Raw genomic sequence first — 25,444 nt, 5'->3', positions numbered from 1 at the left:
GGTCATGCTCCGATAGTGGTCGCAGCGGTCATCTGGCCGCGCAGCTTCTGTTTGACGCGGTTGATCTTGGTGGCCACGTTGGTGGCGCTGATGCCGAGCACCTCGGCGATCTCGGCGTAGCTTCTGTCTTCGAGGTACAGCAGGATCAGCGCTCGGTTGAGCGCATCGAGCTCGCCGATGAAGGTGTGCAGCGCGCCGATGCGTTCGTCCGGTTCCGCCGCGGGCTCGCCTGCGATGGTTTCGAGATGCCCCTCGTCCAGCGGCTCGAAGCGCCCGTCCCCGCCGCTCTCGCGACGCAGGTGCGAAATCGCCACGTTCAGCGCGATGCGGTACAGCCAGGTGCTGAACTTCGCGCGCCGCTCGTCGAAGCTGGCGAAGGAACGCCACAACTGCGCGCCGATCTCCTGCGCCAGGTCCAACCGCTCCTCGGCGCTGCGCGCGTAGACGCTGGCCACCTTGAGCACGATGCCGCGGTGCTCGCGCCACAGCGCCTCGAAACGTTGTTGGTCCGCCTTGCCGCCCATGTCCGTCCACGCATCCCCGTCGTTGCAAGCATGATTCGCACGGCCGCGGAAAAAGTCACACCGACGCGTCATTCCCTACAATGGGCCACCCTCCCCCAGCCGCGCCGCCATGCCTCCCCTGCGACTCAAACGCTATCTGATCACCGGCCTGCTGACCTTCCTGCCGTTGTGGGTGACGGTATTGGTGTTCAAGTTCGTGCTGGGCCTGCTGGCCGGCATCGGCGCGCCGCTGGTAGCGGCGCTGACGGAAGCGCTGAAGCTGGTCGCACCGCACGCCGCGGACACTCTCAACAAGAGCGGGCTGGTCTTCGTGCTCGCCTTGCTGCTGACCCTGGGCGGCCTGTACGTGGTGGGCTGGCTGGCGAACCGCGTGATCGGGCGCCGCCTCATCAACACCTTCGACGGCCTGCTGCAGCGCATCCCGCTGGTGCAGACGATCTATGGCGGCACCAAGAAGCTGATGGCGGTGCTGCAGAACAAGCCCGGCGGCACCCAGCGCGTGGTGCTGGTGGATTTCCCGCGGCCGGGCATGAAGGCCGTGGGCTTCGTCACCCGCACGCTGATCGAGGAAGGCACCGGGCGCGAGATGGCGGCGGTGTACATCCCGACCACGCCCAACCCTACCGGCGGCTACCTCGAACTGGTGCCGATGGACGAGCTGACGCCGACCGACTGGACCATGGACCAGGCGATGGCCTTCATCATCTCCGGTGGCGCGGTGTCGCCGGAAAGCCTGCCCGCCCCGCGCCGCCTACCCGATCAGCCGCAGTAACCGCGCGTCGCGCGGTGGACTGCCGCCGCCAGGCCACCGGGCGCGTTCCGCCAGCCAGGTCCCGGACCCCGGCGGTACCGGCCCTGGACCGGTTGCCGAAGCCACCCCTGACCTTTGACACTGTGCCGACCATGACGATCGGCCTAGCGTGGGCGGTCATGGCCGGAACGGGGAGCCGCCCGCGCCTGGCCTGCATGCGCAAAACGCCGCCACGGCGGAACCACACACCCAAGAGAGGGAAGTCCATGACCCAGCAGTATCTGAAGCCCCTGGCGCTGGCCGCCGCTGTCGCGCTGGCGCTGACCGGCTGCGGCAAGAGCGAGCAGGCCGCCGCGCCGGCCGCACCGGCCACCGCCCCGGCCCCGGCCGCCACCACCGCGGCTGCCGCCGCCCCGGTCAGCGTGTTCGACGTCAGCGAGCTGGGCGCCAGCAACGAGGCCTGCACGGACTTCAACGGCTTCGTCAACGCGAAGTGGGTCGCGGCCAATCCGATCCCCTCCGATCACACCAGCTGGGGCGCGTTCAATGCGCTGGCCGAGCAGAGCCTGGACACCCAGCACCAGATCGTCGAAGACGCCGCCAAGAACGCCGACAGCGCCAAGGCCGGCTCGGTCGAGCAGAAGATCGGCTGGCTGTACAAGTCCGGCATGGACGACGCAGCCATCGAAAAGGCCGGCTTCGACCCGATCAAGCCGAAGCTCGCCGCCATCGACGGCCTGAAGAACACCGCCGACATCGTGAACTACCTCAACCAGAGCGCCGCCGACGGCGAAGGCCAGGTGTTCGGCTTCGGTGCCGGCGCGGACTTCAAGGACGCCACCAAGCAGATCGGCTTCGCGCAGCAGGGCGGCCTGGGCCTGCCCACCAAGGACTACTACTCCAAGCCCGAGTACAAGGACCTGCGCACCGCCTACGTGGCCTACATCGCCAAGACGCTGCAGCTGGCCGGCGTGTCCGAGGCCGACGCCAAGAAGCAGGCTGACGCGGTGATGAAGTTCGAGACCGCGCTGGCCGGCGCCTCGCTGGCCCCCACCGAGATGCGCGACCTCGACAACCAGTACCACTTCGTCAGCGTCAAGGATGCCGACAAGGTCACCCCGCACTTCAGCTGGGAGCAGTTCTTCAAGGCCCAGGGCGTGACCATCGACAAGGGCTTCTCGCTGTCGCAGCCGAAGTTCTTCGCCGAGTTCGACAAGCTGCTGACCAGCGCGCCGGCATCCGAGTGGCAGGCCTACTTGCGCTTCCACGCCATCGACGACGCGTCCAGCTCGCTGTCCAAGACGTTCCGCGACAACAAGTTCGACTTCTACGGCAAGACCCTGTCCGGCCAGCCCGAGCAGAAGGCGCGCTGGAAGCAGGTGTTGGGCGGCGTCAACGGCTCGATGGGCATGGGCCTGGGCCAGCTGTACGTGGCCAAGGTGTTCACGCCGGAGACCAAGCAGCGTGCCGAAGAGCTGGTCACCAACGTGCGTGACGCGCTGAAGGACCGCATCGAGCATCTGGACTGGATGAGCGACGCGACCAAGGCCAAGGCCGTCGACAAGTGGAACAAGTTCCTGCCCAAGATCGGCTACCCCGACGAGGGCGAGTGGCGCGACTGGTCGGGCCTGAACATCAGCGCGGACAACTGGTACGGCAACCTGCAGGCCGCGCAGAAGTACAACTACCAGTACGACCTGTCCAAGATCGGCAAGCCCACCGACCGCAAGCTGTGGGATATGACCCCGCAGATGGTCAATGCCTACTACGACCCGAGCACCAACACCATCAACTTCCCGGCCGCGATCCTGCAGCCGCCGTTCTTCTATGCGAAGGGCGACGACGCGATCAACTACGGCGGCATCGGCGCAGTGATCGGCCACGAGTCCAGCCACGGCTTCGACGACCAGGGCAGCCAGTTCGACGGCGACGGCAACCGCGCCAACTGGTGGACGCCGCAGGACAAGAAGCAGTTCGACGAGCGCTCCAAGGCACTGGTCGACCAGTACGACGGCTACGCCCCGATCGCGGGCAAGCCCGACCTGCACGTCAATGGCAAGCTGACCCTGGGCGAGAACATCGCCGACCTGGGCGGCCTCAACATCGCCTACTCGGCGCTGCAGGCCGCGCTGAAGAAGAACGCGTCCGAAGCCGACCAGAAGATCGACGGCTACAACCAGGACCAGCGCTTCTTCCTCAGCTGGGCGCGCGTGTGGCGCGGCAGCGTGCGCGACAAGCAGGCCGAGCTGTACCTCAACGTCGATCCGCACTCGCCGATCGCGGTCCGCGCCATCGCCTCGCCGTCGGACATGACCGCCTTCGCCACCGCCTTCCAGTGCAAGCCGGGCGATGCGATGGTGCGTTCGGGCGACAAGCAGGTGAAGATCTGGTAAGTCCCTGCGGGTCGCGGCCGGTCCCGCCGCGACCCGCAGCCTCCTCGACGCCGCGCGCAAGCGCGGCGTTTTTTTGTGCCGGTGCCGCGCCCGCAAAGTGCGCCGTGGCCCGATAAGCAGCATTTGCAAGGCCGCAATCGCGGCGAGCGGTCGCGCCGGCGAGAGACGCTGCAGCCTACGGAATCAAGGCAACGTCACGTGTGTGCGCAACGTGCCTCGTAAGCCTTCAGGTGCGCATGCGCCAGGCGCAGCATGGGCGTTTCCACACCATGCGCCTCCCCGCGCGCCAGCAAGTCGCCGATCACGTGATCGGCCTCGATGCGCCCACCGTGCTCGAGGTCCCGCATCATCGAAGCACTGAGCGTGGAGCCGGTTTCGGTGAGCACGTCGTGCGCGCGCTGCAGCGCCGCCGGCCGCGGCTCGTGGCCGCAGGCAGTGGCGACTCGGCGGCAGTCGTCGAGCAAGGCCAGTGTCGCCGCGCGGCCGCCGGCCGCCGCCATGATGTCACCCACCGGCGCACGCATCAGGCAGGTGATGCCGGCGAGGCTGGCGAGGAACACCCACTTGTCCCACATGTCCTGCACGATGGTGCCGCTGGCGCGCGGCTCGAAGTTCGCGCCGGCCATCGCCTGCGCGATGCCTCGCACGCGTTCCGAATCGCTGCCGTCGCGCTCGCCGAAGCTGAGGCTGTGCGAGCGGTTGAGATGGTGCACGGTACCGTCGGCATCCAGCGTGGCGGCAATTACGCATTGCCCGCCCAGCACCCGCGCAGCACCGAAGCGCGCATCGAGCAGGTCGAGTTGGCGCATGCCGTTGAGGATCGGCAACACCGCACCGCTTTCGCCCACGGCGGACGCAATGTCCTCGATCACCTGCGGCAGGTCCCAGGCCTTGCAGCTCAGCAGCACGAGATCGAACGGCTCGCGCAACGTGGCCGCGGTGACGGTTGGCGGCGCTGCGATGTCGGCATCGCCCAGCGCACTACGGATACGCAGGCCGTTGCGCGCCAGCAGGGCCGCGCGCTGCTCGCGCACCAGGAAGCGCACGTCCGCGCCCGCCTGCAGCAGGCGTCCGCCGAAATAGCCACCGGTGGCGCCGGCGCCGACAACCAGAATACGCATGCCTCAGTTCTCCTCGCGACGGAATCCGTCGGTGCGCCGGTCAGGTTAACCCGCCTTGCCGTGGCTGCCGAGCCGACCTTGGTCGGCGTGCCATCTCTCCGCAGACATTTCAATATTGCGAATCATTCTCGTTTGCTTTATCTTGCGCCGCCATATGCGACGCACGCTGCGTGTGCGCCTTGTCAGGCAGGAAGCGTCGCTCGCCCTCTTTTCCGGCATACCTGTGGAGTTTTTCCTGATGGACTTCGTCAAAAGCCGCAAGCATCCGGTGACGCGCCGCTCACCCGCCCCCGCACTCACCGCCACGCTGGCGACCAGTCTCGCGCTCGCGCTGCCGGCGATGGCCGCCACCACCGATGCCCCGCCGCCCGCCACCGACGCCCAGGTCGCCACGGCCAAGCGCTTGCCGGGCGTCACCGTGGAAGGCAAGGCGGTGCCGTACAAGGTCGATCAGCTGTCCTCGTCCAAGTTCACCCAACCGCTGGTGGACACGCCGCAGACCATCGTCGTCATCAGCCAGGAGCTGATCCACGAACAAGGCGCCACCACGCTGACCGAAGCGCTGCGCAACACCCCCGGGGTGGGCACGTTCTTCGCGGGCGAAAACGGCTCCACCAGCACTGGCGATGCCATCTTCATGCGCGGCTTCGATACCTCCGGCAGCATCTTCGTGGACGGTGTGCGCGATCTCGGCACGATCTCGCGCGACGTGTTTGATATCGAACAGATCGAAGTGACCAAGGGCCCGGACAGCACGGAGTACGGCCGCACGGCGCCCTCCGGCGCGGTCAACCTGGTGACCAAGCAGCCACAACTCGGCAACGCAGTATCGGGCTCGCTGTCCTACGGCAGCGCCGACCAGAAGCGCGCCACCGCGGACTGGAACCAGCAGGTCGGCACCAACGCCGCCTTCCGGCTCAACGTGCTCGGCCAGAACAGCGGCGTGCCCGGCCGCGACGAAGTGAAGAACGACCGCTGGGGCGTGGCGCCCTCGCTGGCCTTCGGGCTGGGCACGCCCACGCGCGTCTACCTCGACTACCTGCACGTGAAGCAGGACAACGTACCCGACGGCGGCATTCCCACCATCGGCCTGCCCGGCTACACCTCACCCGACCCCACGCGCCCCTTCATCGGCAATGCGTCGAAGGTCGACCCGAGCAACTTCTACGGCACCGACCAGGACCACGACCACGTCGTCGAGGACATGTTCACCGCCATCCTGCAGCACGACTTCTCGGAAGACGTGTTGCTGCACGACACCTTGCGCTGGGGGCGCACCCACGAGGATTACCTGCTGACCTCGTTCATGGGCACCGCCGCCAATCTGCAGACGCCGAACCCCGGCGATCCTTCGACCTGGACGGTGGCGCGCAGCAACCCGAACTTCAAGGATCAGACCAACCGTATCGTCGCCAACCAGCTCAACCTCACCGCCAACTTCGAAACCGGCACGATCACGCACAACTTGAGCACCGGTATCGAATTGAGCCGGGAGACGCTGGGCACGACCACGCTCGCCGCGTTGAACGGCAGCACCTGGTCCGCCGCCAACCTGTACGACCCGAACCCGAATGTCTCCACTCCGTTGACCTACGGCCCCAACGGCGGCTGGACGCGCGGCAAGACCAACACGGTGGGCGCTTACGTGTTCGACACGCTGAAGTTCAACGAGCAGTGGCAGGTCAATGCCGGCGCACGCCTCGACCATTACACCACCGACTTCAGCAGCGCCGTTGCCTGCGGAGGCAGGAGCGGCCCGGCCTGCGGGAACCTGGCCACCGGCACCATCGTGCCCGGCGTCGATGCCAGCAAGTCCGACAACCTGCCGAGCTGGCAGCTCGCCGTGATCTACAAGCCGGCGGCGAACGGCAGCATCTACGCCAACCTCGCCACCGCCGCGCAGCCTCCGGGCGGCAACAGCTTGTCGTTCAGCGCATCCGCAAACAGCGTGGACAACCCTGCGCTCAACCCGGAGAAGTCGCGCACCGCCGAGCTGGGCACGAAGTGGAACCTGTTCGACGAACGCCTGCTGCTTACCGCCGCGCTCTACCGCACCACGGTCAGCAACGACCTGGAGCAGGATCCCACCACGCTGCTGTGGTACCAGATCGGCAACAAGCGCGTGCAAGGCGTGGAGCTCACCGCCATCGGCCAGATCACCAAGAACTGGGCGGTCAACGCCGGCTTCACCACCATGCACACCAGCACCAGCAACGGTGCCCTCAGCGGCGCCACCAACGGCTCGGCGCCTGCCGCCGACGGCACGAACGTGCTGGCCTACACGCCGAAGAACGCGTTCACCAGCTGGACCACTTACCACCTGCCGTTCGGCCTCGTCATCGGCGGCGGCGCACGCTACTCGGGCGAGATGCAGCGCGGCGCCGACGGTGCGATCGGCACGCCGAAATACGTCGAGGCTTACTGGGTGTTCGACGCCATGGCGAGCTATCCGGTCAACAAGCACTTCGACCTGCAGCTCAACCTCTACAACCTGTTCGACAAGCACTACGCCGCGTCCATCAACAAGAGCGGTTACCGCTACATCCCGGGCACATCGCGCTCTGGCATGCTGACGGCGAACTTCCGCTTCTGACCCCGACCACGCCGCCGGAAGCGGCCTGAGGCAAACTCGGAACCTTCCCCGCCCAGGGGAAGGCTTTCCGCGTCAAGGAACCTCGCCATGCTGCTGCACATCCCCGACATCCTCGACTCCGCCCAGGTCGCGCAGCTGCGCCGCGCACTCGATGCGGCCAACTGGACCGACGGCCGCGAAACCGTGGGTGCGCAAGGCGCCCAGGTGAAACGCAACCGGCAATTGCCAGACGCCTCGCCGCTGCGCGAAGAGCTGGGCCGCGTCGTGCTTGCCGCACTGGCGAAGCACCCGCTCTACCACGCCGCCACCTTGCCGCTGCGCACGCTGCCGCCGCGCTTCAACCGCTACGAAGGCGGCGGCGAATACGGCATGCATGTCGACGGTTCGGTGATGGCCTTGCCGAATGGCGAGCAGCTGCGCAGCGACATCTCCTGCACGCTGTTCCTCAGCGATCCGGACGACTACGACGGCGGCGAGCTGATCGTCAGCGACACCTACGGCGAGCACGAAGTGAAGCTGCCCGCCGGCGACGCCATCATCTACCCCTCCAGCAGCGTACACCGCGTGCAGCCGGTGACGCGCGGCGCGCGTGTGGCCGCGTTCTTCTGGGTGCAGAGCCTGGTACGCGACGACGGTCGCCGCCGCCTGCTGTTCGACCTGGACGCCTCGATCCAGCGCCTCAGAGCCACCGGCGCCGACGGCGACGCCGTGCTGCAACTCACCGGCATCTACCACAACCTGCTGCGGCAATGGGCGGAGAGCTGAGCACGCCAGACCAGCGCGGGGTTTCGCAATCCGTACCTGCGGAGTGCAGGATCCAACAACCGTCACCACTTTCTTGCATCACGACACCGCACGCCGCGCTACGAATGAAATCGGCCCCCCGGCCCAGCGACCACGATCAGCCGCCCCAGCACTGGACCACGGTACCAGTGCCGCTGATGTTGCGGTTGCCCGCCTGATCCAGACTCAACGTCCCGCACTGGGTGTCCCGCGTCAACTGCGCATTGATCGGCACGGCTTGCACGGTATAGCTGGTCGAGCTGGGGGCGGCCGGGAACTTATAGGTGTAGTTATTCCCTGTCTGCGATGTGGCGGTGCAATCGAGGCTGACCGACGACAGCGAAGTGAACGCCGTTGCAGTCGATTGGTTATAGGAGTAGCTCAGATTGGTGGTGTAGAACCGCTCCATGTAGTTCGAATACTCGGACAGACAGCCTTCGGCCGCAGCCCGATTGGTCTTGACCACATAGTTCGTATACGAGGGGATCGCGATCGCCGCTAGTATCGCGACGATCGCCACCACGATCATCAACTCCAGCAGGGTGAAGCCCACCTGCCTCCACGTGGCGGTCCGGTCTGCCTTATTCATGACGATCTTGTTCATGGGTTCACCAATTCCTGCCAGGAAACGCGGGACACGCCACCGGTGGAACCCGTGGTCTGCACGTTGGATGTAGTGCCGTTGTCGAAGCTCATCAACATGTCGCCGCCCACGAAGATCGGATTGTTCGGCAGCGAACTGAAGCCCACGCCCGCCACCGGCACCGTCTCGAGTCTGCCGCCCACCGTGATGGTGACCGTGGTGCTGCCATTGGCCTGGTAGAAGCCCGTGGTCGGATTGGTGCCCGTGAACGGGTTCACCGCCATCACCCAGCCACTGCCCGAGGGGTTGCAGATGTCGGTAACGATCGGAATGCGCGTGGTAGCCAGCAGCAGGTTACCCTGGAACTGGTTGGAGGTAACCATGCGCTCACCCTGGTTGACCAGCGCCCCACTCGCACCGGTCGGTGCCTGCAAGTTGATGTACCAGCCGGAATCGCCGCTGGGTATGGCGCCACCATTGCTGTCGACGTTCGTCGTTATCGTGCGCACACCCAAGGTCGGCGGAACAGCATTGGTGTTGCCATCCGTCTCCGAAGTGATCGCACGCTGCACCAGATTGCTGTACGTCAACGCACTCGTGGCAAATGCGCCGCTGGGTTGTGCGACCACGCCATACCAGCTCTGCACCTGCATGTTGGCCAAGTCATTGCTGTTCAGATACTGGCCGGTACCGAAGAACAGCCAGACGTTGCTGGTCGCAGGGTCGCTGCCCGCCAGCATGCCGCCCATGATCGGTTGCGGGACATTGGTCGTACCGTTGCTGGTCAGCTGGGTAGTGAAGACGACAAAACCATCCGAAGCGGTACCGCCCAAGGTTGCCGGATCAGTCGTATAGGTGGTCCCCTGACCAGTGGTCTTGGAGGTAGACAACGGGAACCGCCACACCTGCCCTTGCAGATCGCCGGCATAAGCCACGTCGCTGACGCCGGCAGCAGGGCTGTCCATCCAGGCCACCGGCGCAGCCAGACCGTTACCGGCGGTGGTGTAACCCGAGCGATTGGTGGTCGTATGCACCGAAAGCGTGCCCGTGATGACATCGAATTCCAGCAGCGCCGCCTGACCACTAGCGCTGTTGTAGCCATTGCCGATCAGCACCTGCCAGTCGGACGTGGTGCCATCCTGCACCTTGGCAATCACCGGTTTGCCCACCATCTGGCCGATGTAATTGCTATTGGTTTTCCCATCGTTGGCTGAGCGCTCCCACAGCGGCGTGATACTGGAAGGGTTGGTAACGTCCAGCGCATACACGGCCTCCGCAGGCCCACGGCCGGTAGTACCCACCAGCACGGTGCGCCATTTTGAGCCGTCGAAGACATCCGCAATGGTAAGTTCGCCATCGTTGTAGAACTGGTGCGGCGTGCTACCCGTGGTCGTGCCATAGCTGGTGTTGGCCAGCGTCGCCAGGGCAGTACCGTCAATGGTGGCGTTGGCACCGTAGTTATTGCTATCTCCGACGATCACAGCACCTGGCAGGTAGGCGTAGGTCTCAGCACCAGAACTTGCGTCGAAAGCATGCAACATGCCGTCATTGCCAGCCACGAACACCAGCGCCTCGCGCTGCGATGCCGCGCTGGCGGTGAAATTGCCGCTGGTATCCGTGGTACCTCCGGCAAAACCCTGGAAGGAATTGTCTCCGCTCGTCGCGGTGTTGGTAATCCCGGTGAATGTCTGCCCCCCGAATTCGTTGGTATTCGGCGCCCCGGAATACACCGGTTGCGAGTCCACGATGTCGCCCAACGGGGTCTTGCGGGTGCGATAGTTGCCGCCATTGCTCTGCTCCTGCGAGCTGTCGCCGCGCAGGTAATTCACCACCGCCGCCTGCGCAGTCGCCGTACTGCCGAGCGCGTTCAATTCCGTGGTGGACAGCGACGGCGGCGCACCAGTGCTGCTGTTGTTCTGGAACGCCACAAACTGGGAACCTGAAGCTCCGCTCGGGTTGTAAGTGACTATCGTGCGATTTGCGGCCGCGGGAAGCTTAGTCGACGCCGACCAGGTGGGTGTGGTGGCAATGGCACCGGTGCTGGAATTGATCGCCAGTGCATTCAGGTCGCCCGCCCACACGGCGGTGTAGTAGGTGGCCTGATAGGCCACGGTACCATTGGTCAGCTGAGTGGAATTGGCCGCCAGGCTGGCGCCCGTGCCCACGCGCTCGGAGGCGCGATTCAAAGCATCAGTCAGGCCATTGATAAATGTCGACGGACTGGTCGCCGAATAGAACCCGCCATGACCGTTCACCCCCGCGTGGGCGAGGTCAGCGAGGTTGTTGATCGAGTTTGACGCAGGCGTAGGCCAACTGAAGTTGCTGAGAGTGAGCTTGCCGTTGGCCGCGCTGAAGATATCGCTGATGGTGGGTGGCGTATCGCCGTTCGATGCCTTCCCCGTGATCCCCGACGGCTTAAAGCCAAGGCCCATGGTGAAGGTGGTCATGTGCTGCCAGAACGCAGGATCCTCTGCATTGGTCGGCACTTCGTTGGGGATATTGGATGCCCCCATGCCGGACGACATCAAGTCGTTTTCCCAATAGTACAACGCCACATCGGCCAAGGAGGCTTGCGACGATACTCCGCCTCCGGAGTAAGGTACTCCCGGCGAGCTACCGCTCGTGCTGGTCGGCCAGACCAGACCATTCGGACCATTCACGGCCGGCCATGGTGCGTTGCTGGCGCCATTCTCGGGCGGACTCGAGTTCGAAGACGAAAAACTGTCGTTCCAGAAACCATCCGTGGTCAATATGGCGTAGGACTGCCGGCAGGCGATATTCGACGGTTGATTCGTAGTCCCGTAACCAGGGTCGGTGGACATCGTCTTCCAGGGCTGCGATGTCTGGTAATACTGGCCAACGTAATCCAGGGCCTGGCGCAATGGCGTGCCGCCGCCTGCCGTCTCGCCAGCCACCCAACTCCAGAAATCCGCGCGCTGGGTGCCCGACTGGCCTGGCGTGCACGTCGAGGGACTGCTGACACAATTCGTATCGAACGGTGCTACCTGGGCGATGCCCGTGGAGTAGTTGTACCCCCCACCGAGGCTTGTCGTGAATGGGTCGGTACCATTAACGCCCATGGACGCCGAGTAATTTCCTCCGTCGATCGAACCAAAGCCGAAACGGAAGCTCGGATCAATCTGGTTGAACGCCACCATCAGGCCACTCTTGGCCATCAGGATGCGGGTGTGGTAGTAGGAATACCAATTGGCGACGTTTTGCTGGGTCGCGGCACTATCGTCGCAGTTGCTCGCAACCATCCCGCCCGGCACCGCCAATGCGCAGGTGCCGGCCAGGCCCACATAATGGCTCGTGAAGCTGCCATCCGAGTTTTTCACCGTATAGGTGAAGAACGAATACGTGGCCTGCGACTGCACCGGCGTGCAAAGATTGGTGTTTGCGTTGTAGGTGTCCGTGCTGCTGTTGCAGAGTGCCGCCTGGGAAAGGACCGGAGTCGGCATGCACTGCATGGTTGTCGAGCTGTAGGTGTATCCATACTGACAGGTAGGGCTCTGGGTCTTATTGCTATTCGTGTTTTTGACACACAGACCCGCATTCTTGCCCGTGGTCTGGAACGTATAGTTATACCCGCAGGTGGGCGTAGCGGGCTGCTCCACGCACTGCCCATTGGACTGAATCGAATACCCGGTCGGGCAAATCGTCGGCGCGTAAGGGGTACCCGTCGTGGTTACATTAAACGACGCCGTATAACCGATATTGCTCGGCGGGCAGAATGCATTCGCTGCGTAGCAAGTGCTGTTGCTGCTGGAGTCGCTCGAACCATCATAGTTCGTCAGATTCACCATACCGTTGCCAGTATGGAAACCATCGACCCATGCCGCGGTAAAAGTCGCCGCAGGGTACAACTGGCCATTGGCCTTGTATGGTGGCGAGTAAGTGACATTCGGGTTGTAGTAGAGGCCGTTGACGTCGGAGCTGGTCAGCTCGCTCGCGGTGGGCGAGCCTGGAGTCGCGCCGAGATACGAGTAGTCCGGCATCACGTCCCAATTCATCGAACCGGAATCGTCCAGCATCAGCACCACGTTGGGCGGAATCGTCGGCTGCAGGCTCAACGGCGACTGGCTCACGGACACCTGCGTAGTCGCAGCCATGACGGGCGGCGCATAGACGGCTCCCACCAGCCAGACGCCAAAGGCGGCAACCAGCAGCCTGCCGAAGGCGCCGATGCGGGAAATGAACGGCAACGGATGCGTTTTCATGGCGTTTCCACTCTGGATGTTTGCGGTGCCTGGCATTTGTGCGCCATGCATGCCGCGAGTCATGCGTCGCTGCCGATCAGCCCTGCTTGATCACGGCCTGGAGGGTGACCACCGCGCGATCACCCACCTTGGCGGGATCGCCACTGCGCGCGGTGATGCGGTAGTACACCGATGTACTGGAGCCACCCTGTACGCCGTAGTTGCGGGAATTGGCCGTATTGCCAAAACCGGTATTGCTCTGCTGGTTCACCCAGTTACCCATGTTTTCCACCACGTACTGCGGCTGCCCAGCGGCGGTCGCAGTAGCGGTATAGCTGCCCGTTGCGGTACCCGTGGTCACGGTATAGATGGCGCTGGTCGGCAACGTCGGATCGCTGAACGGATTGGGCAGACAGGTAATGCCGCCAGCCTGGCAGTTGTGCCAGCTGATCCCCGGCGTGGTGGCCACCTGGGCCGCTGCGGCGCGTATCGCCGCCTCGGCACTCTGGAACGCCTGCTCGCGGTCGTATTGGTTGGACGCCATCTTCTGCTGCAGGATGGTGCCGTGCACCGCGGCCAGACCCACTAGGGTGATCAGCACCAGCAGGATCAGCGCCACCACCAGGGCGATGCCGCGTTGCGTACGTGCACCGGCATGCAGGCTGCGGATGCGGCGAAGGCTGGAAAGAGTGGGCGCGTTCATATCATGGCGTCCGGTTGCGTACGGCGGTGGTGGAAGTGAACGGACGCGAGAGCGGCGTGGCATTGACGCTGGCGCGCGTGAAGCTGCTCTGCACGGTAAGCGTGGCCTGCGCGGCGTAGACATTCGCCCAATTGGTGACGTTGGTGGCAGTGACGAACCCGGTACCGGGGAGTGCACCCGGCATGACCCCGACCGAAGGCGTGCCCGAGGACTGCAGGTAGTTGATCGTCATGCCGGTGACGTTGCGCACCATTTCCACCGGCGTGAATGTTGGACTGCCGCTGCTGTAGCTGACGGTCAAACGGTACAGTGACTTGCCACTGCTCGCCTTCGAGCTGGTGCCGATATACCAATCCACCGCTGTAAGTATGGCCACACGCCCATTGTTGGCGTAGTCGTGATTGTTGCCGTTAGCCGAGCAAACGACAGGCAAGCCCATGCCCTTCGTGCAATTGCCGGGAGTGCCGCTGCCCGAGTTGTGGATCACTCGTTGATTGCCGGAATAACTAGTGATCTGCAGGATCGTGGCCTGGTTGAAGTCGCACACCATGATGATCTGGCCAGTGGCCAGCAAGGAACTTGGTGCATTGATCGCGAAGTTGCCGGGGGAGCCGCTGCCATTGCTTGTATTCCACGTCACTACCACGTCGCTGCTGGCGGTGCTGAGCAATTCGATCGAACTGGTTCCCTTCACCGGCGTACCGTCACCCGTGATGCCGGTCAGCGCAGGATCCGTGCTGGCATCGTCGAAACCTTGCAGCGCATAGTTCCAGTTCGCATACCAATAGGTGTTGCCGCTTGAATTGGGATTAATCACGTTGGCGATGCGCCCGCTGGTGTCATCGCAACCAGTGAGGCCGGCATTGCGTATGTCACGACTGAGCAATTCGAACGCTGTGCGCGAGCCGTCCTCCACGTCGCCCAGTGCTTCGTTGGTGCGATAGGTCTGCTGCCCGGCGAGGAACACGCTGCTGACGCCACCGATCACGATGAGACCGAGCAGCATGGCCACCATCAGCTCGATAAGGGTGAAGCCATGCGTGCGCCGTGCATTGCGCCGCTGCTGGCCGCGGGTCATAGACTGGTTGCTCATAGCATGGCCTGCGTGACGACTTGCTGTGAGGTGCTACCTGACAGGCCGGCGCGGCTGTCATCGAACTGGACGGTGACAGTGCAATAGGCAGTCGCGGTGCCGGCAGCGGCAGTACAGTTGATGATGCCCATGGTGCTTGCGTTGGCGCCCAACGGCGCAAGGTCAACAGAGCACCACTGGGTAAGCTGGGCGGTGGCCAACGTATTGGGGGCCGAGATCGTCGAACATGCGTTCGCCTTGACGGTACCGTTGTAGTTGCCGAGCACCGCATTGGCGAGATCGGAACGCATCGCATCGAGGATGGAGTAGCTAGCCACGGTGGCCATGCTGCGCGCCATCGCGCTGTTGTTGGTGGACAGCGAACGCGCCTGCAACGCGGCCATGCCGACGAAGCCGATGGACAGCACCAGCACGGCTACCAGCACCTCGATCAGGCCCACGCCAGCCTGGCTGGCCGACGCCGGACGCGGCCCCGTGCACCGCTCGAAGCGGAGGAATGGTTCACGCCGTTTCATGGGCAGGTTCCCGTGAATGGAGTACCGCTGGTGATGATGGTGCCGGTAGCCATGCTGACCTGGATATGGTTGTTGCTGCTTAGCGCCTTTGAACACAGGTCCACGACGGCCCCCAGCGTGCCGGAGTCGAACGGAGTGGTCGAACCTGGGGCGTAGCCCAGGCCTTCCCCGTTGAAGCGGATCGCGGCGACGGTCCCATGTATCTGTACCGACGTGGTCCCAAGGCCAGGAGGCGCCGCCAATACCGGGGTGGTCGAAGTGCCGGCGTAAACCGCGCCAGCGCTCGTGCCGCAATTCGAGCCCAGCGTGTCGCCGCTGCCACTCGTATTGGTACTGGCCGAATTGCTGCAGAACTGCACCGAGCCGTTGCGCTTGATCGCCTCCATCCGTGCGGTATTGAGTGCATTCACCATGGTGTTGGCCGCCGTGGTGAGCCGGTTGGAGTTGATGATGTTGTTGAAGCTCGGCACGGCGATCATCAGCAGGATCGCCGCCACGGCAATCGTGATCATCAGTTCGACAAGGGTGAAACCTGCCGCCCGGCACGACGTGCCAGCGGGCGGAACGGCTCGCGGATGCGACAGGACGCGCATGGATTTCCCCCTTATATGCGGCTCCGCAATCTACTCGCCGCGGGCAACCCCGCCAGACGCCAGCCGATCGGCGGGCGCATTTGCCCGACGAGCGGCAAACGCCTGCCGCCGGCAAGTGACCGCCGTCACGACGACCTCGTGACCTGCGGCCGGGTTGCCCGGGCGGCCTGCCCGGCCCGGCTTCGCTGTGCATTGACGCCCACAACGCGGATAATTGGCGGCCCTTGAACCCAAGCGGCTGTGCAATGTTCGTACCTGGTCAACGCTGGATCTCCACCGCCGAGCCCGAGCTCGGCCTCGGCACCGTGCTCCGCGTCGAAGGACGCGGCGTGCAGGTGTTGTTCGCCAAGGCCGGTGTGCTGCGGCCTTATGCCGCCGATTCCGCACCGCTGGTGCGCGCGGAATTCCGCGCCGGGCAACGCGTGGCCGGCAAGGGCATCGCCTTCCTGGTGGAACGGGTGGAGATCAAGGAGGACCTGCTGATCTACCGCGGCGAGGGCCGCGAACTGCACGAGGGCCAGCTCGACGACGAACAGAGCGTGAGCCAGGCCGACGACCGCCTGATCGGCGGCCGCACCGACCCGGTGGCGCAGTTCGAGCTGCGTGTGGAAGGCCTGCGCCGCCGTGCCGAGGCGCGCCGCTCGCCGGCCTGGGGCCTGGGCGCCGCCCGCGTCGGGCTGGTACCGCACCAGTTGCGTGTGGCCGGCATCGCCTCGGCGCGCCGGCCGCCGCGCGTACTGCTGGCCGACGAGGTGGGCCTGGGCAAGACCATCGAGGCCGGCATGATCATGGCGCGTCAGCTCGCCACCGGCCGTGCCTCGCGTGTGTTGTTGCTGTTGCCCGACACCCTGGTCTACCAGTGGTTCGTCGAGCTGCTGCGCCGCTTCAACCTCAGCTTCGCGATCTACGACGAGGAGCGCTGCGAGGCGCTGACGCTGTCGGAGGAAGGCAAGGATGCCGGCAATCCGTTCGAGGACGAACAGCTGGTCATCGCGGACTTCGCCTTCCTCGAAGCGAACCCGAAGCGTGCGCAGCAACTGCTGGACGCCCCCTGGGACCTGCTGGTGGTGGACGAGGCGCACCACCTCGCCTGGACGCCCGAAGCCGCCAGCCCGCGCTACACCCTGGTGGAACGGCTGGCCGCGAAGACGCCCGGCGTGATCCTGCTCACCGCCACGCCCGAGCAGTTGGGCCGCAGCGGCCATTTCGCCCGCCTGCGCCTGCTCGATCCGCAGCGCTACCACGACCTGGATGCCTACCTCGCCGAGGCCGAACGCTTCCAGCCGCTGTCGCGCATCGCCGACAAGCTGTTGGATGGCGAGGCACTGGACGAGGCCCAGCTCGCCACGCTGCGCAGCGCCTTCACCGGCGATGCGGCGCTGGAGGCGCGACTCGCCAACACGACCAAGCCCGAGCATGCGCGCGAGATTCTTGCCGCGCTGATCGACCGCCACGGCACTGGCCGCGCGATGTTCCGCAACCGCCGCGCCGGCATCGGTGGCTTCCCCCAGCGCGTACCGCAGTGGCACGTGCTGGATGCCGCCGGCCTCGACGAGGCCGCGCGTCAGGCCTTGCTGGCCGAATTTCACGCCGACATCCAGCAGCCGCCACCGGTGCTGGAACACGACTACGCGAACGATCCGCGCCTCGACGCGCTGGTGGCCCTGCTCGACGCACATCCGCAGGACAAATTCCTGCTGATCTGCCGCAGCCAGGCCAAGGTGCTAGCGCTGGAAGAGGCATTGCGCACCCGCAGCGGCGCCGGCATCGCGCGCTTCCACGAGGGCCTTGGCATCGTGCAGCGCGACCGCAACGCCGCCTACTTCGCCCAGCCCGACGGCGCGCGCCTGCTGCTGTGCTCGGAGATCGGCTCGGAAGGCCGCAACTTCCAGTTCGCGCACCGGCTGGTGCTGTGGGACCTGCCGCTGGATCCCGACCTGCTTGAACAGCGCATCGGCCGCCTCGACCGCATCGGCCAGACCCACGACATCAGCATCCACATCCTGGCCATGGCCGACAGCGCGCAGCACGTGCTGGCGCGCTGGTACGACGAGGGCGTGGACGCGTTCCGGCAGAGCCCGGCCGACGGCCGCGAGCTGCTGCGCCGCTACGGCGGCACGCTGGCGCAACTGGCCGACCAGCACGCACGCGGCGGCGACGGCCGCGACCAGGAACTGGACGTGCTGCTGGCCGAGACACGCGCCGCCCACGAGCAGATGGCCGAGCTGATCCGCGAGGGTCGCGACCACTTGCTGGAACTAGCCGCTAGCCGCGACCCGCATGCCGAGGAATTGAGCCAGGCGTTCCGCCGCGAGGACGAGGACCCGGCCCGCGACGCCTTCGTGCAGCGCGTGTTGGAAACCTACGGCGTCCACGCCGAGGAACTGGGCGGCAAGGTGCTGCTGCTCGATCCGCAATATCTCTCTACCGATGCCCTGCCCGGCTTCGCCGAGGGGCCGCAGTCGGCCACCTTCAGCCGTGCGGTGGCGCTGGCGCGCGAAGAGCTGCCGCTGCTGCGGCTCGACCACCCGATGATCGCCGGCGCGCTGGACCTTGCGCTCTCCGGCGAACAAGGCAATGCCGCATTCATGGTGGACGACGCACTGCCGCCGCGCAGCGCACTGTTGCAGACCGTGTTCGTGCTGGAATGCGTGGCCGATCGCCGGCTCGACGCGGAGCGCTTCCTGCCCGCGTTGCCGATCACCGTCACCATCGACACCCGGCTCGCCGAACGCGCCGACTTCGAGCCCAGCGAGGCGGCCTTGCGCAAGGCTGCCGACCGCAACATCGAAGTGCCGCGCTATCGCAAATTCCTCGCCAAACTGGTGCCGCCGATGCTGGAAAAGGCGGAACTCGCGGCCCGCACCCGCGCGCAGGCGATGATCGACACCGCCATGGCCGAGGCCGGCGCCGCGCTGGACGCCGAGCTGTCGCGCCTGCAGGCACTGCGCGCGGTGAACCCGTCGATCAGTACCGCAGAAATCGCCACCCTCGCCGCCGAACGCGCCGCCCTGCTCGCCGCGCTGCCGCAATCGCGGCTGCGCCTGGACGCCGTACGTTTCGTGGTGAGTGCCGACTTCCTCGCGCTGCGCTGAGCCTCCGCGACACTCCCCTCTCCCGCCAGCGGGAGAGGGGTTTAAGCGCCTCAGCCCTTCATCGCCCGCACGTGCCAGGCCATGTGCTCGCCGATGAAGCTCGCCACAAAGTAGTAGCTGTGGTCGTAGCCCGGATGCAGGCGCAGGGTGAGCGGATGGTCCGCCTTCGCGCACGCTTCGCGCAGCAGCTCCGGCTTGAGCTGCACGGCGAGGAATTCATCGGCCTGGCCCTGGTCCACCAGCAGCGGCAGCCGCTCGGTGGCCGTCTTTAGCAGTTCGGTGGCATCGTAGCGTGCCCAGTCCGCGCGATCCGGCCCGAGGTAGGCAGCGAACGCCTTTTCGCCCCACGGCACCTGTGCCGGCGCGACGATTGGCGCGAATGCCGACACGCTGCGGTAGCGCCCGGGCTGGCGCAACGCGATCGTCAGCGCGCCGTGGCCGCCCATCGAATGGCCGCTGATGCCGCGCACGCCGTTGGCAGGAAAGCCAGCTTCGATCAGCGCGGGCAACTCCTCCGCCACATAGTCGTGCATGCGGTAATGCGCCGCCCACGGCTGCTGCGTCGCATTGAGATAGAAGCCCGCGCCCTGGCCCAGGTCGTAGGCCGGATCGTCCGCCACGCCTTCGCCACGCGGGCTGGTGTCCGGCGCCACCACGATCACGCCGTGTTCGGCCGCGTAGCGCTGCACGCCGGCCTTGGTGATGAAGTTCTGTTCGGTGCAGGTAAGACCGGACAGCCAGTACAGCACTGGCAACCGCGCCTTTTCCGCCTGCGACGGCAAGTAGACGGCGAAATTCATCGTGCATCCCAGCACGGCCGAGTCGTGCCGGTACACATCCTGCCAGCCGCCGAAGCAGGCGCGGTGTTCGATGCGTTCCATCGCGCGCCTCAGTAGTGGATCACCGAACGGATCGACTTGCCTTCGTGCATCAGCGCGAAGGCTTCATTGATCTGTTCCAGCCCCATGGTATGAGTGACGAACGGCGCCAGCTCGATCTCGCCCTTCATCGCGTCCTCGACCATCCCAGGCAACTGACTGCGACCCTTCACGCCGCCGAACGCGGTACCCATCCACTTGCGGCCGGTGACCAGTTGGAACGGCCGGGTGGAAATTTCCTGGCCCGCGCCGGCCACGCCGATGATGACACTCTGGCCCCAACCACGGTGCGCGCATTCCAGCGCCGCGCGCATCACGTTGACGTTGCCGATGCACTCGAAGCTGTGGTCCACGCCCCAGCCGGTCATCTCCACGATCACCTGCTGGACCGGCTTGTCGTGATCCTTCGGATTGACGCAGTCGGTGGCACCCATAGCCCGCGCCAGCTCGAACTTGGCCGGATTGGTGTCGACCGCGATGATGCGGCCCGCCTTCGCCTGGCGGGCACCCTGCACCACCGCCAGGCCGATCCCACCGAGGCCGAACACCGCCACGCTGTCGCCTTGCTGCACCTTGGCGGTGTTGTGCACCGCGCCGATGCCGGTAGTGACGCCGCAGCCCAGCAGGCAGACCTGCTCGTGGTCCGCCTGCGGATTGATCTTCGCCAGCGACACTTCGGCGACGACGGTGTATTCGCTGAAGGTGGAGCAACCCATGTAGTGGTAGATCGGCTCGCCGTTGTAAGAGAAGCGCGTGGTGCCATCCGGCATCACGCCCTTGCCCTGGGTGGCGCGCACGGCCACGCACAGGTTGGTCTTGCCGCTCTTGCAGAACAGGCACTCGCCGCACTCGGCGGTGTACAGCGGGATCACGTGGTCGCCCGGCTTCACCGAGGTGACGCCCTCGCCCACTTCGACCACCACGCCCGCGCCCTCGTGACCGAGCACGCAGGGGAACAGGCCTTCCGGATCATCGCCGGACAGCGTGAACGCATCGGTGTGGCAGACGCCGGTATGGCTGATCTTCACCAACACCTCGCCCTTCTTCGGCGGGGCCACGTCGATCTCGACGATCTCCAGCGGCTTGCCGGGGGCGAAGGCGACGGCGGCGCGGGATTTCATGGTGGTGCTCCTGTAGTGAATCGATGGTTCGGCCGGCGCGAGGCCGGCTATTTGAGATAAGTGCGCAGCAAGGCGATGGTCTGTTCCAGCGCCGCCGCGTCTGCCGGGCTGATGGGCTTTGCGGTGGGCGGCATAAAACTGGCGCGCAGATGGCTTTCCAGCACCTCGCCCATCAACCCGTTCACCGCGCCGCGGATCGCCGCGATCTGCTGCAGCACGGCGCCGCAGTCGGCCTCCTGCTCCAGCGCCTGCGCCAGCGCGTCCAACTGGCCGCCGATGCGGCGCACGCGCACCAGCGCTTGTTTCTTTTCCTGCGTCGAGTACGGCATGGACGCCCCCTCTCGTATACCCCAGGGGAGTATATGCCATCACGCCGCCATGGAGCTATGTCAAAGAACGGTGCGCACAAAAAAGCGCGCAGCCTATGCTGCGCGCTTCAGGAAACGAACGCCGGGTCGCTATGCCGGAATCAGGCCACGCCCGAGGTGGCCGCCTGCCGCATGCGCCGCTCGATGCCGAATGCGTAATAGGCCACGGTGAGCAGCGCGATCCATGCCACGCCCACGTACAGCGCCACGCGGGTGTCGGGGCTGTAACCCAGCATCACCCACACGAAGGCGAGGAAGGCCAGGCACAGCACGCTGGACAGCGGCCACACGCGCAGGCGGAAACCCAGCGGCTGCACTTGGCGACGGCGGAAGCTCCAGTGCGCCACCAGCACCATGCCCCAGGTCCACACCGTGTTGAACGCGAGGATGGACATCATCATGCCGAAGATGCGCCCCGGCACCAGGTAATTCATCAGCACGCCGAACAGCAGGAAGGCCATGGTCACCAGCACGCCGCGCACCGGCACGCCATGCGTGTTGGTGCGGCCCATCGCCGCCGGCGCCTGGCCTTTGCCGGCGAGGCTGTGCAGCATGCGGCTGCCGCTGAAGGTGGTGGAATTGAAGCTGGACAACGCCGCGGTGATCACCACGAAATTGATCAGCCCCGCCGCCTGCGGAATACCCAGCCGCGCGAAGGTGGTGACAAACGGACTGCTGTTCGCGTCCAGCTCGCTCCACGGGTAGATCGCCATGATCACGAACAGCGAGCCGACGTAGAAGATCAGGATGCGCCAGATCACCGAGTTCACCGCGCGCGGAATGGTGCGCTCCGGCTGCGCGGCTTCCGCCGCCGCCATGCCGATGGTCTCGATACCGCCGAAAGAGAACACCAGCACCGGCAGCGCCAGCACCATGCCGGTGACACCGTGTGGGAACCAGCCGCCGTGCGTCCACAGGTTGGACAGACCCACCGGCGTGCCATGGTTGCCCCAGCCCAGCCAGATCATCGCGAAGCCGCCCACGATCATCGCCACCACGGTGAGCACCTTGATCAGCGAGAACCAGAACTCCAGCTCGCCGTAGACCTTCACCGCCAGCAGGTTCAGGCCGCCGATCATCGCCACGCTGGCGAAGGCCCAGATCCACTGCGGCGAATCGGGGAACCAGGTCTTCATGTAGATGCCCACCGCCGTGCTCTCGACGATGCCCACACCCATCATCAGGATCCAGTAGTTCCAGCCGGTGAGGTAGCCGGCGAACGGCCCGAGGTACTTGTGCGCATACGCGCTGAAGGAGCCGGCGATCGGCTCGTGCGCGGCCATCTCGCCCAGCGCACGCATGATGATGAAGATCATCGCACCGCAGATCAGGTAGGCGAACAGCACCGACGGGCCGGCCAGCTTGATCGTGCTGCCCGAGCCAAGGAACAACCCGGCGCCGATGCACATGCCCAGCGCCATGAAGGTGATGTGGCGCGGCGTGAGGCGGCGCTGCAGGTCTTGGCTCATGGGTTTCCCTGTGTGATCAGCGCAGCAATCGGCGCTTCGGTTTCAGCGGCAGGCGGCCGCGCCAGTATTGGATCATGACATAGCCGCCGACCATGCCCCCGAGGTGCGCGAAATGCGCCACGCCGGCCTGGGTGCCGGTAACGCCCAGCACCAGCTCCACCGCCGCGTAGCCGATCACGAACAGCCACGCCGGCATCGGGATCGGCAGGAAGATCAGGAACATCTTCTCCTGCGGGTACAGCATGCCGAAGGCCAGCAGCAGGCCGAACAGCGCGCCCGAGGCGCCGATGGTGGGATAGAAGCCGTGGGTGAAATACTTCACCACCAGCAGCTGCGCCACCGCCGCGACGATCGCGCAGACGAAGTAGTAGATCGCGTAGTTGCGCGCGCCGAAGGTGCGCTCGATCACCCCGCCGAACATGTACAGACCGAACATGTTGAACAGGATGTGTTCGAACCCGCCGTGCATGAACGCGTAGGTGACCAGCTGCCAGGGTTCGAACCCCGCGACATTCGAGTACGGCGAAGGCCCCAGCGGCCACAATGCGAAATGGCTGACGAGGGCCAGCGAGTCTGCATCCGGCAACAGTTGCTGCAGCGCGAACACCAGTACGTTGGCGATCAGCAGGTAGCGGGTGACCGGCGGGAGGTTAGGCATGCAGGGTTCCGTCGATGCCAGTGTCACAAGGGCAAAGCATTAGCGTAACGGCTGCGATGCCCCACGAACATAGACGGAAAGACACATTGAAGAGTGCGGCCATGGATGGCCGCCCGTTTGACTTCCGCGATCAGGGACGATCGCAAAAAACAAAGCCGCCTCACTGGGCGGCTTCTCTATGCGAGTGACAAGGCTCGGATCAGCCGTTGCCGCCGCTCCCGGCCAGGGCCAGCATGCCCTCGGGACGCTTGGCGCCCACGAAGCGCTTCGCCCAGTAGGCCTCGTCGAGGCTGGAGACCTGCACCGCCTTGCCATAGGTGGGGGCGTGGATGAACTGGCCATTGGAAATGTAGATGCCCACGTGGGTAATGCGATGGCGACGGCCGCCGGTGTGGAAGAACACCAGGTCGCCCGCCTTCATGTCCGCCCGCTTCACCTTCAGGCCGTCCAGGAACTGCGAGGCGGAATTGGCGGGCAGCTGCACGCCGATCGCATGGGCGAACACGTAGCGCACGAAGCCGCTGCAATCGAAACCGGTGGAGGGGCTGTGGCCGCCACGCACGTAACGCACGTCGCGCAGGTTCATCGCCAGCGAAACCAGCGCCTTGCGCAGGTCGGTGACCGTGTCGACGTCGCTGTCGACCTGGTCGGCACCCGGCTTGGTGGCCTCGGCCACGGCGGGAGCGGCAACGACCGGCGCCAGCAAGCTGTTCTTCACGCCAAAGGCCGGAGGCGTGTTGGCGCCGAAACCCACCACGCCGGACGAGGCCAGCGTCGGCATCGGGCTGAGGGTCGGCAAGGGGTTCAGCGACAGCGGCGAGGTAAGGATGCCGCCGGTGACCAGCGAGTACTGGCTGTCGGCGGAGGTGCTGGCGACGGCCTGGGAGTGCGAATGGCTGGACTTGGCGTGGTGCGACGAGGAGCGGTGTGCCTTGGCGTGACGGTGCTGGACGTGCTTCTTCTGGGCCTGCTGGGTTGCGGCATGCGAGGGCGTGGCCAGCAGCAGCATCGAAACGAGCGCGGCGACACCGGTCAATCGCTGGATTGGCATGAGGCAATCACCCCTACGACCTTAACTTCGGAGATGCCGCCTGTCGTGCAGGAGGCGTGACGAAGGGATGAACTTACCAAGAAGGTCCGGGGGGGTTGTTGGATTGGGGTTAACTGAACCCTATCGTTCGCAAACGCCGATACACCCATCACGTTCTGAAAAACAGCAGATTTTTCCGAAACTTGCTTCCATCGGCCCGAAACCGGCTGTTCCAGCTTTTGATTTCCGGCTTGTTTCAGGCGCTGCCCGGCGCGGGGCGTCGCCCGAAGATCGCGGTGCCGATGCGTACCTCGGTGGCGCCCTCGGCGATCGCCAGCGGGAAATCGCCGCTCATGCCCATGGAAAGCCGCGGCAGTTCGTGCCCGCGCGCCTGCGCCGCATCCCGCAGCTCGCGCAGCTGGCGGAAACAGGCCCGTATTTCCGCCGGGTCTTCGCTGTGGGTGGCCAGCGTCATCAGGCCACGCACACGCAAGCTGTCGTAGCGCGCCAGGCTGTCGAGGAAACCGGGAAGCTCGGCGGGCGGCAGGCCATACTTGCTCTCCTCACTGGAGGTTTTCACCTGTACCAGCACGTCGATGGCACGAGCCTCGGCCTGCAGGCGGCGATGCAGCGCCTCGGCCAGCTCGGGGCGGTCCAGCGATTGCACCTCGCTGGCCAGCCGCGCCACGTCCTTGGCCTTGTTGGTCTGCAGATGGCCAATCACCACCCAGGCGATGCCGCAGTCGGCCAGCGGGCCGGACTTGTCGCGGATCTCCTGCACCTTGTTCTCGCCGAAGCGGTGCAACCCCATCGCCACCGCCTCGCGCACCACCTCGGCGCCGAAGGTCTTGCTGACCGGCAGGATGGAGACTTCGGCCGGGTCGCGCCCGGCGGCGCGGCAAGCCTCGTCCACGCGGCGGCGGACGTCGGCCCAGTTGGCGGCAAGGTGAGAGTGATCCATGGGTGATGATTCT

At 65.4% G+C, this 25,444-nt stretch carries 20 protein-coding genes; 5 read left to right on the top strand and 15 right to left on the bottom strand.

What is annotated here, in order from left to right; all coding sequences use genetic code 11:
• Nucleotides 1-2: 2 nt before the first annotated feature.
• Nucleotides 3-524, bottom strand: coding sequence for an RNA polymerase sigma factor (locus ISP14_RS09250; protein WP_404538535.1), 522 nt, complete (start codon nt 522-524; stop codon nt 3-5).
• A gap of 109 nt (nt 525-633) precedes the next feature.
• Between ISP14_RS09250 and ISP14_RS09245 the strand changes: the two genes are divergently transcribed.
• Both ISP14_RS09245 and ISP14_RS09240 read left to right on the top strand, forming a co-directional pair.
• Nucleotides 634-1,296, top strand: a complete 663-nt coding sequence (locus ISP14_RS09245; protein WP_404538532.1) for a DUF502 domain-containing protein — start codon at nt 634-636, stop codon at nt 1,294-1,296.
• 245 nt (nt 1,297-1,541) lie between these two features.
• The gene (locus ISP14_RS09240) at nt 1,542-3,668 is read left to right on the top strand and encodes a M13 family metallopeptidase (protein ID WP_404538528.1); all 2,127 of its coding nucleotides are present in this window, start codon (nt 1,542-1,544) and stop codon (nt 3,666-3,668) included.
• A gap of 194 nt (nt 3,669-3,862) precedes the next feature.
• Here the strand turns inward: ISP14_RS09240 and panE are convergent, their stop codons facing one another.
• Complete coding sequence (gene panE / locus ISP14_RS09235; protein WP_404538525.1) at nt 3,863-4,789, bottom strand: 2-dehydropantoate 2-reductase; 927 nt, start codon at nt 4,787-4,789, stop codon at nt 3,863-3,865.
• 238 nt (nt 4,790-5,027) lie between these two features.
• On the opposite strand from panE, the gene ISP14_RS09230 reads away from it, so the two are divergent.
• Nucleotides 5,028-7,382 carry a catecholate siderophore receptor Fiu gene (locus ISP14_RS09230; RefSeq protein ID WP_404538523.1) on the top strand — a complete coding sequence of 785 codons (2,355 nt, stop codon included), beginning with the start codon at nt 5,028-5,030 and terminating at the stop codon, nt 7,380-7,382.
• An 87-nt stretch (nt 7,383-7,469) separates the two neighbouring features.
• Nucleotides 7,470-8,147, top strand: a complete 678-nt coding sequence (locus ISP14_RS09225; RefSeq protein WP_404538520.1) for a Fe2+-dependent dioxygenase — start codon at nt 7,470-7,472, stop codon at nt 8,145-8,147.
• Between the two features lie 136 nt (nt 8,148-8,283).
• Here the strand turns inward: ISP14_RS09225 and ISP14_RS09220 are convergent, their stop codons facing one another.
• The 6 genes from ISP14_RS09220 to ISP14_RS09195 form a co-directional block, all read right to left on the bottom strand.
• Nucleotides 8,284-8,769: a type IV pilin protein gene (locus ISP14_RS09220; RefSeq protein ID WP_404538517.1), complete on the bottom strand. Its 486-nt coding sequence runs from the start codon at nt 8,767-8,769 to the stop codon at nt 8,284-8,286.
• Nucleotides 8,766-12,968: a pilus assembly protein gene (locus ISP14_RS09215; RefSeq protein ID WP_404538514.1), complete on the bottom strand. Its 4,203-nt coding sequence runs from the start codon at nt 12,966-12,968 to the stop codon at nt 8,766-8,768. Before ISP14_RS09215 ends, ISP14_RS09220 begins: the two co-directional genes overlap by 4 nt.
• A gap of 76 nt (nt 12,969-13,044) precedes the next feature.
• On the bottom strand, nt 13,045-13,650 hold the full coding sequence (locus tag ISP14_RS09210) for a pilus assembly PilX family protein (RefSeq protein ID WP_404538511.1): 606 nt from the start codon (nt 13,648-13,650) through the stop codon (nt 13,045-13,047).
• 1 nt (nt 13,651) lies between these two features.
• Entirely contained in the window at nt 13,652-14,743 is a 1,092-nt protein-coding gene (locus tag ISP14_RS09205; RefSeq protein WP_404538508.1) for a prepilin-type N-terminal cleavage/methylation domain-containing protein, read from the bottom strand.
• Nucleotides 14,740-15,258 (bottom strand): type IV pilus modification protein PilV, encoded by a 519-nt coding sequence (gene pilV, locus ISP14_RS09200; protein ID WP_404538504.1) that lies wholly within the window; start codon nt 15,256-15,258, stop codon nt 14,740-14,742. Before pilV ends, ISP14_RS09205 begins: the two co-directional genes overlap by 4 nt.
• Complete coding sequence (locus ISP14_RS09195) at nt 15,255-15,851, bottom strand: GspH/FimT family pseudopilin (RefSeq protein ID WP_404538500.1); 597 nt, start codon at nt 15,849-15,851, stop codon at nt 15,255-15,257. The genes pilV and ISP14_RS09195 overlap by 4 nt, the downstream gene beginning before the upstream one ends.
• A 245-nt stretch (nt 15,852-16,096) precedes the next feature.
• Here ISP14_RS09195 and rapA point away from each other — a divergent pair, with 245 nt between their 5' ends.
• Nucleotides 16,097-18,946 (top strand): RNA polymerase-associated protein RapA, encoded by a 2,850-nt coding sequence (rapA, locus tag ISP14_RS09190; protein WP_404538497.1) that lies wholly within the window; start codon nt 16,097-16,099, stop codon nt 18,944-18,946.
• A gap of 50 nt (nt 18,947-18,996) precedes the next feature.
• Here the strand turns inward: rapA and fghA are convergent, their stop codons facing one another.
• The 7 genes from fghA to ISP14_RS09155 all read right to left on the bottom strand — a co-directional run bounded on the left by fghA (nt 18,997) and on the right by ISP14_RS09155 (nt 25,431).
• Complete coding sequence (gene fghA, locus ISP14_RS09185; RefSeq protein ID WP_404538494.1) at nt 18,997-19,827, bottom strand: S-formylglutathione hydrolase; 831 nt, start codon at nt 19,825-19,827, stop codon at nt 18,997-18,999.
• 8 nt (nt 19,828-19,835) lie between these two features.
• On the bottom strand, nt 19,836-20,945 hold the full coding sequence (locus ISP14_RS09180; RefSeq protein ID WP_404538491.1) for an S-(hydroxymethyl)glutathione dehydrogenase/class III alcohol dehydrogenase: 1,110 nt from the start codon (nt 20,943-20,945) through the stop codon (nt 19,836-19,838).
• Between the two features lie 47 nt (nt 20,946-20,992).
• Nucleotides 20,993-21,274 carry a metal/formaldehyde-sensitive transcriptional repressor gene (locus ISP14_RS09175; protein WP_404538488.1) on the bottom strand — a complete coding sequence of 94 codons (282 nt, stop codon included), beginning with the start codon at nt 21,272-21,274 and terminating at the stop codon, nt 20,993-20,995.
• A 140-nt stretch (nt 21,275-21,414) separates the two neighbouring features.
• Nucleotides 21,415-22,782 (bottom strand): amino acid permease, encoded by a 1,368-nt coding sequence (locus ISP14_RS09170; protein WP_404538485.1) that lies wholly within the window; start codon nt 22,780-22,782, stop codon nt 21,415-21,417.
• 16 nt (nt 22,783-22,798) lie between these two features.
• Nucleotides 22,799-23,440, bottom strand: coding sequence for a rhomboid family intramembrane serine protease (locus ISP14_RS09165; protein ID WP_404538482.1), 642 nt, complete (start codon nt 23,438-23,440; stop codon nt 22,799-22,801).
• 199 nt (nt 23,441-23,639) lie between these two features.
• Entirely contained in the window at nt 23,640-24,491 is an 852-nt protein-coding gene (locus tag ISP14_RS09160) for a C40 family peptidase (protein ID WP_404538480.1), read from the bottom strand.
• A 235-nt stretch (nt 24,492-24,726) separates the two neighbouring features.
• Nucleotides 24,727-25,431, bottom strand: a complete 705-nt coding sequence (locus ISP14_RS09155; protein WP_404538477.1) for a YggS family pyridoxal phosphate-dependent enzyme — start codon at nt 25,429-25,431, stop codon at nt 24,727-24,729.
• Nucleotides 25,432-25,444 lie beyond the last annotated feature (13 nt).

The organism is Dyella agri, assembly GCF_044904705.1.
GTDB classification, from domain to species: Bacteria; Pseudomonadota; Gammaproteobacteria; order Xanthomonadales; family Rhodanobacteraceae; genus Rhodanobacter_A; species Rhodanobacter_A agri.
This window is presented reverse-complemented; position numbering and strand designations above follow the sequence as displayed.